12 protein-coding genes are annotated in these 8,562 nt (G+C 34.4%); 1 reads left to right on the forward strand and 11 read right to left on the reverse strand.

Translation table 11 applies throughout. From position 1 onward, the window contains the following. The 6 genes from moaA to CD147_RS09260 all read right to left on the reverse strand — a co-directional run. A partial coding sequence (gene moaA / locus CD147_RS09235; RefSeq protein ID WP_103167107.1) for a GTP 3',8-cyclase MoaA occupies positions 1–869 on the reverse strand: 869 nt, incomplete at its 3' end. 14 nt (positions 870–883) lie between these two features. Further along, a complete protein-coding gene (gene mobA, locus CD147_RS09240) occupies positions 884–1,489 on the reverse strand; it encodes a molybdenum cofactor guanylyltransferase MobA (RefSeq protein WP_103167108.1) in 606 nt (201 codons plus the stop codon). Between the two features lie 7 nt (positions 1,490–1,496). Beyond that, entirely contained in the window at positions 1,497–1,730 is a 234-nt protein-coding gene (gene moaD, locus CD147_RS09245; RefSeq protein ID WP_103167109.1) for a molybdopterin converting factor subunit 1, read from the reverse strand. A gap of 1 nt (position 1,731) precedes the next feature. After that, a complete protein-coding gene (locus tag CD147_RS09250; protein ID WP_103167110.1) occupies positions 1,732–2,181 on the reverse strand; it encodes a molybdenum cofactor biosynthesis protein MoaE in 450 nt (149 codons plus the stop codon). Next, complete coding sequence (gene mobB, locus CD147_RS09255; protein ID WP_103167111.1) at positions 2,181–2,657, reverse strand: molybdopterin-guanine dinucleotide biosynthesis protein B; 477 nt, start codon at positions 2,655–2,657, stop codon at positions 2,181–2,183. Before mobB ends, CD147_RS09250 begins: the two co-directional genes overlap by 1 nt. Further along, positions 2,654–3,913 (reverse strand): molybdopterin molybdotransferase MoeA, encoded by a 1,260-nt coding sequence (locus CD147_RS09260; protein ID WP_103167112.1) that lies wholly within the window; start codon positions 3,911–3,913, stop codon positions 2,654–2,656. The genes mobB and CD147_RS09260 overlap by 4 nt, the downstream gene beginning before the upstream one ends. Before the next feature lie 92 nt (positions 3,914–4,005). Here CD147_RS09260 and moaC point away from each other — a divergent pair, with 92 nt between their 5' ends. Beyond that, positions 4,006–4,488: a cyclic pyranopterin monophosphate synthase MoaC gene (gene moaC, locus CD147_RS09265; protein ID WP_103167113.1), complete on the forward strand. Its 483-nt coding sequence runs from the start codon at positions 4,006–4,008 to the stop codon at positions 4,486–4,488. Positions 4,489–4,595: 107 nt separating this feature from the next. Here moaC and CD147_RS09270 read toward each other — a convergent pair whose 3' ends face one another. The 5 genes from CD147_RS09270 to modA form a co-directional block, all read right to left on the reverse strand. Then, a complete protein-coding gene (locus CD147_RS09270) occupies positions 4,596–5,102 on the reverse strand; it encodes a MogA/MoaB family molybdenum cofactor biosynthesis protein (RefSeq protein WP_103167114.1) in 507 nt (168 codons plus the stop codon). Positions 5,103–5,116: 14 nt separating this feature from the next. Further along, positions 5,117–6,121 (reverse strand): ThiF family adenylyltransferase, encoded by a 1,005-nt coding sequence (locus CD147_RS09275; protein WP_103167115.1) that lies wholly within the window; start codon positions 6,119–6,121, stop codon positions 5,117–5,119. 135 nt (positions 6,122–6,256) lie between these two features. After that, on the reverse strand, positions 6,257–6,862 hold the full coding sequence (locus CD147_RS09280) for an ATP-binding cassette domain-containing protein (protein ID WP_103167116.1): 606 nt from the start codon (positions 6,860–6,862) through the stop codon (positions 6,257–6,259). Positions 6,863–6,865: 3 nt separating this feature from the next. After that, positions 6,866–7,534, reverse strand: a complete 669-nt coding sequence (gene modB / locus CD147_RS09285) for a molybdate ABC transporter permease subunit (protein WP_103167117.1) — start codon at positions 7,532–7,534, stop codon at positions 6,866–6,868. 13 nt (positions 7,535–7,547) lie between these two features. After that, positions 7,548–8,339, reverse strand: a complete 792-nt coding sequence (modA, locus tag CD147_RS09290; RefSeq protein WP_103167118.1) for a molybdate ABC transporter substrate-binding protein — start codon at positions 8,337–8,339, stop codon at positions 7,548–7,550. Positions 8,340–8,562 lie beyond the last annotated feature (223 nt).

Here is an 8,562-nt window from a genome sequence, read left to right on the forward strand (position 1 = left end):
GATTTAATATCAAAGCCTTCTACTGTACTAAATAGACAACCGTAAAATTTACCGTCTGAAGAAAGACGTGCACGCGTGCATGTGGAACAAAATGACGCAGATACACTAGTAATTAAACCGAATTTCGCCCCGTTGTCTTTATGTTTGAAATATTTAGCCACTTCACCAAAGTATTTAGGCGCAACTGGTTCTATATCAAAGTGTTCTTCAATTAGCTCTAACATTTCATCTTTTGTGACGACTTTACTAAAGTCCCAACCATTATCATTTCCGACGTCCATAAATTCTATAAAACGTATTTCAATATTTTTTTCTTTAAAATATTCTATCATTGGGAGTATTTGATTGTCGTTCACTCCCTTTTGTATTACCACGTTCACTTTAACATGAAAGCCAATTGACACAGCATAATCAATTTGGTCTAGAATCGTAGATGCTTTAATATTACGATTATTGATTGCTTGAAAGACTTCATCATCAATGGCATCTAAACTAACATTAATACGACGTAACCCTGCGTCATATAACTTTTGACCATGTTTTTTTAATAATAAACCATTAGTCGTCATTCCGATATCTTCAATGCCTTCGATTTTATTAAGTTCAGCAATAAGTTGATATAAATTACGTCTTAATAAGGGCTCTCCACCAGTAATACGTAATTTCTTAATTCCTAGCTCCGCATAGACTTTAGCGATTCTAACCATTTCCTCGAAAGTCAGTAGTTCGTCTTTAGGAAGAAATACAAAGTCATCGCCAAAAATTTCTTTAGGCATACAGTAATCACATCTAAAATTACAACGGTCTGTTACAGAGATACGTAAATCACGGATTGGTCGGCCTAATTTATCTTTAATTAGTGCTACCATAAATACGGGCCTCCTTAATTATTAATCTGTTGTTTTAAAGAGTCCAAATCATGTTGGTAGTTAATATTCTTATACCAATACTCAGGAGATTGAATACCCTTAACATCTAGACATCTCATCGTTACTTGCTGATAAATATGTTTTAAACTATAATCATCTGAATCTAATGCATCTTTCATATTTTCTAAGATGTAAGGACTATAAAATGCGATGGTTGGTATAACTTTTTCATTTTCCGAAAAAGCAGCAATATCGATTTGGTCTTCTATCAATCTAGAAACCATAAATTGATATAATGCGCTAATTGCCTTTCCAGTAATCATCGGTGTATCCACAGATACGACAAAGAAAAGCTCTTCATCGCTATAACGTTTCATAACCGTATAGATTCCTGCTAAAGGGCCCTTATCTTTGTTATATGATTCATCTATGACAATATTATTATAGTCAAATTGGTCAGCAAGCTGTTCATTTGTACTAATAATAATTTCATTAAACATATTTGTAGTTTCTAAAGTTTGTATAATTCGTTGATAGAACATTTGTCCATCAATCTTGGCAAAGGCTTTCGCTGTTCCAAAACGTTGCGAATGGCCTCCTGCTAAAATAATCGCTTTCATTTCCCAATTAACCCCCGCTTACTGGTGGAATCAATGCAACCACATCAGTTGGTTGTATAATATCCTCTTTTTGTACAAATTCTTCGTTGACTGCTACTTGAAATTTTTTATTGCTAATTGAGGGGTGACGTTCAAATAACACTTGTTTAAATGATTCAACATCTATACTTTCTTTAATATCAATATTTTCAGAGTTAGTTTGCAGTATTTCTTTAATTTCTGCAAAGTACATTACTTTCACTCTAGACATCTCCTTTAGTAGCTTGCTCGTGGTTACCTCGTTGATGACCCTGCCATTCTGATCCATCTTCCCAAATTTCTTTCTTCCAAATAGGTACAACTTCTTTAATACGTTCAATTGCGTATTCGTTAGCTCGATAAGCATCTTTACGATGTGGTGATGATACTGCTATTAATACTGCAATATCTGAAATCTGAAGCGGCCCAATTCGATGAACGATCGTGGTAATTGTTCCAGGCCAACGTTCTTGAATTTCGTCACCAATTTGAGCAAGTTTCTTCTCAGCCATTGGTACATAAGCTTCATACTCTAAATATTCCGTTTTAACACCTTGTGTCCACTCTCTTACATGTCCTGTAAAGACTACGACAGCACCTTGATGTTCATTTATAGTAAAATCTCGATACTGTTCTGTTTGAATTGGGTCTGTAACAATTTCGAATTGTTTCATTATATGTCAGTCCTTTGTTCAATCCAATCTATTAGCCATTTCTCATAATTTGCTTGCGCATTTTCCTCTTGAAAATGATAACAAAAAAGCACATGAGATAATTGCTTTAATTGCTCTAGTTCCTCTTGTGTACGATAAACTACCACTTTATCGAACTCTTCATTCTTAAAGCCTTCAACTAAAATGATATTACATGTTATTGTAACAGATTCGTCAATAATCTGAGTAAGGTTTTGTTTATGAGCTCTAGTTACAGTTTGTTGATATGCGCTACCTTGCACGATACTTTGATCCGCACCGGCTTGAAAATGTTTCATATGATCGACGTTATTTTCTTGTAGTTCAATATCCTGAACGTCGTGCCCATGATGTTTAATGGTAGCCACCGTATAACCTTTAGATTTTAAAAATTTGACCGTATGTTCCATCAACGTAGTCTTGCCAGAATTTTTAAAACCAACAATTTGCAAAATCATAATGACATTTCCTCTTCAAATGCATTTGATTCAGTTAGAATAACATCTACTGTATGACCTGCTTTAAATCCGCGTGTTCCGCCAGGCAGCATAATCATTGCATTACTATGCGCAATCGCTACTACTGCACCAGATTTATTAAACCCTGATGGCACCACCGTTGCACCACTTTGCGAAAATGAAGCATATGCTCTAATAAAACGTGTAAAAGGATTTGCCTTAGTGAAGTCTTCCATCAACGTTGCTTTAACAACTTGAGGATAAAATGCTGTTGCACCCATCATATGTTTAATAGCTGGTTTTACAAATAGTTCAAATCCTGTAAAACATGCGGATGGATTACCAGATAAACCAAATAAATATTGACCATTAGCAACAGCTACAGTAGTAACGCTACCAGGACGCATAGCTACTTTATTAAATAATATATCTGCATCTACAGCTTTATATATTTCTGGTAAATAGTCAAAATCACCTACAGATACACCACCAGTCGTAATCACAATTTCATGTTTAGCCATAGCGTCTTTTACCACGTCAATACTACTTTGTAAATCGTCTTGTTGTATTTTATAAGCTTCTACTTCTAAACCGAATTTCTCAGCCAATGCTTTAATCATTGGACCATTAGAGTTACGGATTTTACCTGGCTCTAATTCATCATGTACATCTAATAATTCACTGCCAGTTGCAATAATCGCTACACTTGGTTTTTGAACCACTGGCACTTCAGTATAACCATAAGTGGCTAACACTGCTACCGCTCCTGGATTAATAGTTTGACCCTTTTTCAAGACGATATCGCCCGTCGTCGTCTCTTCACCTTTCAGCGAAACATTTTCATATGCTTCAAAAGATTTACGTATAGTAAAGGTGTCTCCACTTTCGACCGTTTGTTCAAACATGACTACCGCATCCGCGCCTTCTGGAATTTGAGCACCAGTCATAATACGTACTGCTTCATTTTCACCTAATATTTTATCGGATACGGAACCTGCTCCGATATGATCAATAACTGTAAACTGCTTACGGTTCTCGCTATATGCTCCTGCTGAATCAACGCTTCGAATAGCAAAACCATCATATGGTGATTTATTAAAGCGTGGTATATCATAAGTGGCCTCAATATCTTGCGCCAAAATATAACCTAGACTATCTTCAAGTTTAACTTTAGTTTCTTCCATAAAAATAGATTGTTTTACTACACGTTGAATCGCTTCTTTAACTGAGATTGGATTTCTTTTTTCCACTGCCATTTTATCATCTCCATTTTTATAATAATAAATCATGATATACTAACAAAAGTATTTAAAAGTTCTAATTAACTTTAAGTTTTAGGAGGTATATGATGTATGAATTTACTCATATAAATGAACAAGGTAATGCGAAAATGGTCGATGTATCCGATAAAAATATTACTAAACGTACTGCCCAAGCGCATTCTAGCATTACGGTTAACGACACAATTTATCATCAAATTCTAGATAATACTAATAAAAAAGGTAATGTATTAAACACAGCACAAATTGCCGGTATTATGGCTGCTAAAAATACATCAACTATTATTCCCATGTGTCATCCCTTGCCTTTAACTGGGATTGATATCACCTTTTCCTGGGAAAAGAATGACGATAGTACCTATACACTAAATATTACAACTAGTGTCTCTACCACAGGTAAGACGGGCGTTGAAATGGAAGCATTAACTGCGGCATCTGCTACTGCCCTGACTGTCTACGATATGACAAAAGCCGTTGATAAAGGTATGATTATCGGTCAAACTTATCTCGAATCTAAATCTGGAGGTAAGTCTGGCGACTATCAACGCTAATGTCATTTACAAGGGAATATACATTTCTATATTAAATATAATAGTCATGGCGCCAAAACTTCAATTAGGGAAATCTATAATTGTAGTTCTAGCTCATGACTATTTTTCTATTTATTCAATTCATATACCATATGATTAAGTTCTGGTTTAATTAACTTTTCAACTGCCAGTTTCACTGCACCCGTAGAGCCCGGCAATGTAAAGATGAGCTTATTCATTACTGTTCCCGCTATGGCTCTTGATAACAAGGCCTTTGTGCCTACGTCTTCAGTATAGCTAAGATATCTAAATAATTCTCCAAATCCTTCAATTTCTTTATCTAATAGTGGACTTACCGCTTCGATAGTGACATCCCTTTGAGAGATACCTGTACCGCCTGTAGTAATAATCACATCAATATCAGAAGCTAGCCATGATTCGATTTGAGATTGGATTGCTTCCTTATCATCTTTAACGATATTGTAGTGTTCACTGTCTACCTTGACGTTCATATCTTGTAACAGAGATTGGACAAGTTGTCCTCCTTTATCACTCTCTTTGTCTCGCGTATCAGAAATTGTTAATACTGCACATCGAATATCTCTATCTACTTTTAGGTGTTCATGTTGATGCATTTAAACCACTCCCTTTATCCAAATAGTTGATTAATTAAATTAATAGCTTCTGATGTTTTCGTCGTCCCATGTACGAGTATACGCCCGCCTTGAAATGCTACAAGACGATATCCTTTATATTCAAACATCAACATAAATTTATTCTCACGATAATTAAGTTGATGTTGATGCAAGAAATCACGAATCATTTCCTGGGTAATATTGGGATTGTCATACTGTACTGTATCTCTACCACATAAAGTCGCATATAATGTAGGGTTATGCTTTAAATGCGGAAAAGTAGGATGAGACCCACATGTTGGACATTCTTCTCTATGCATGCGACTAAAACCAAATGTATAATGCTCGCCCTCCCAAATATCACCATACGTAAGCTTTGTTGGTATTACATTATCAGTAAGTAATTTAAGCGCGTCACGTAATTGAAAGCTAGTTGTCATTGTGACAGCAGGTTGTATTACCCCCACTGTGTCGCACGTCATGTTAATTATAGGAAGTTGTGGCATTAAACAATTGAAGCAAGGTGTTTTTCCTGGAATAAATGCTGCTTCAACGTAAGTACTTTGAACTACGCCACCATATATCCATGGAATGTATTCTTTATATGAAAAATCATTGATGAGTTGTCGTGTGTCAAAATTATCTGTCGCATCAATAATAACATCTACATCTGTTCCATATTTCTCTAAAAAATAATAATCTACGTGGGCGATATGAGCATAAATTTCAACGTCATGTCTGATTTGTTCCAAATGGTGTTTAGCCGTCATTACTTTAGGCAACATCTGATTAGCGTCTTCTTCGGTAAATAACGTTTGGCGCTGTAAATTACTATATTCAATATAGTCTCTATCTACAATGGTTAATTTTTTAATACCTGCACGTACTAACCCTTCAGCAACATGCGTCCCTAAAGCGCCCATACCAACTATTAATACATGTTTCTGTTCTATCTTTTCTTGTCCTAAAACACCAATTCCTTTAAATAAGGTTTGTCTTGAATAACGCCCTGTAGTCATAACACATGCCCTTTCTCATCTCTTCTCAGTTAGTCTTATTATATCTAAAAAAAGCCTGGAACAAAATCAAACGATTCGATAAAGACATGCGTCGCTCTAATCGAATCGTTTGATAGTCTATATTTTTATATTTGTTTAACCAATTTTAATAATTTTATCCGCTAATACTTCTGCTTCAAAATTAGAATGTGTCACGAAGATAATTGGAATTGACCATTCTTTGAAAATACGTTTAATCAATCTAATGCCTTCATCTCTTGTCGCATCATCTAAACTTGAAAATGGTTCATCTAAAAGTATTAAGTCGGGTTTTGTACTCAATGTACGTGCTAAAGCTACACGTTGAGATTCACCACCAGATAACGTGACGGGATATTGATTCATTAAATGACTAATGTTTAATTGCTCTGCTAACTCATCTATATGACTAGAATGCTTCGCCATAAATGTAATATTCTTGCGCACTGTCATATTTGGAAACAATTGATAATCTTGGAAAAGGTATCCAATTCTTCGATCTTGAATTTTAAGATTTATTTTATTTTCAGTATCTAGTAATAAACGATCATTGATTTTGATATAGGCTTTCTTAGGTTGACGTAACCCTGCAATCATGTTCAATACTGTGGTCTTACCTATACCTGAAGGTCCACGAATAGCATATATTTTAGGAGTAGTATCATTGATATCAATATCTATAAACGTCTTTTTTAATTGATATTGTAATTTAAGTCTTAACATCTATTATACCTCCTGAGATTTATCCCTATTCGCAAAATTTAATACGCCGATAACAGTTATTGAAAAGGCTACTAGCACAAGAACCCATAACCAAGCTTGATTTTCTCTTCCTTGTTCAACTAAGAAATAAATTTCAAGCGGTAATGTATTAGTTTTATTTGGTATATAACCTGCGACCATTAACGTAGCCCCAAATTCGCCGATTGCACGAGCGAAACTCATCATTATACCAGCGATAATCGACCGTTTAGATAAAGGTAATATCAGACGATAAAAAATTTTATTCTCACTTGCCCCCATGGTACGAGCAGTATTTAACATCTTAGGGTTTATATTTCTAAATCCTTGAATCGTGTGTTGATACATTAATGGAAAACTAACAATGACAGATGCAATTACTGCACCTGTCATCGTAAATACTACTGGTAGATGTACTATATTTCCAAAGAATTGTCCTACAACACTTCTAGGAGAAAAGATAATTAGTAGAATAAAGCCTAGTACCGTTGGCGGTAGAACAATCGGTAATAGTATAAAACTTTCAAGGAGTTTAGTTAGATGCCCTTTCCCTTTATATAGTAATCGACTAATAAAAATGCCTAAGATTGAAACGATAATCGTACTGATGATGGCTACTTTTATCGATATCCAAAAAGGTGTTAAATCAGGCATATATTAAACCTCCTTATGCATCAAAATGATATTCCTCAAGAATGTCTTCTGCTTTGTCAGATTTTAAGAAGTCCATCCATTCTTTCGCTAATTTCTTATCAGAAACAGCACCTGCTTCATAAGTAATTGGCTTTTTAAGTTTAGCTTCTTTGATTTCATTTACTTTATCTGTCTTTTTGTTACCAGTGTATAAGTCAGTTTTATACACAAATCCCATATCGGCATTGCCTTTTTCCACATAATTTAACACTTGTTTAACATCTTTTGCATACACTAATTTATCTTTTACATCGTTGTATAAGTTTTGGTCTTCAAGATATTGTTTAGCGTATTTACCTGCCGGTACAGTTTTCACTTCGCCAATCGCTAATTTTTCATCATCTTTTAAATCTTTGACTGAAGCCTCATTACTATTCTTATCTCCAATTAAGACAAGTTCATTATGCGCGTATTTATATGTATCATGCACTTTATCTTTTAACATATCTACATCTTTTGTATTTGCTGACATGAAGACATCCGCTGGGGCACCTTTTTCAATTTGTTGTCTTAATGCGCCTGAGCCACCGTAGTTAAAAGTTATATCTACATTTTTATGGTCTTTTTTAAATTCTTTTCCTAATGCTTTGCTTACATCACCTAAGCTAGCTGCAGCTGAGATTTGTAATTCTTGTTTTTTATCATTATCTTTATTACTTGAGTCAGATGATTTTTTACTATCATCACTGCCTCCACCTGAGTTTGAACAACCTGCTAATACAACTGCTGATGTTGCAAGTACCGCTAAAGAACGTTTAAATTTCATTCCACAAATACCTCCTCTTATATATAATAAATTATACACTTTTCAAAATTTTTTAAAAGATGATAACCAAAATTTTCATTTAATTTTAAATTTATAATTAGAAAATAAACAAGCGCACTAGTTAATTTTAAAAACTTAATCTTTTCATTATTACTGTAGAAGTTTTACTATAGTAATATATATTCTTAAAGGAGATAGATGTATGGATAAAGATGTGTTACAG

Origin of the sequence: Staphylococcus devriesei, from assembly GCF_002902625.1 — a bacterium.
GTDB classification, from domain to species: Bacteria; Bacillota; Bacilli; order Staphylococcales; family Staphylococcaceae; genus Staphylococcus; species Staphylococcus devriesei.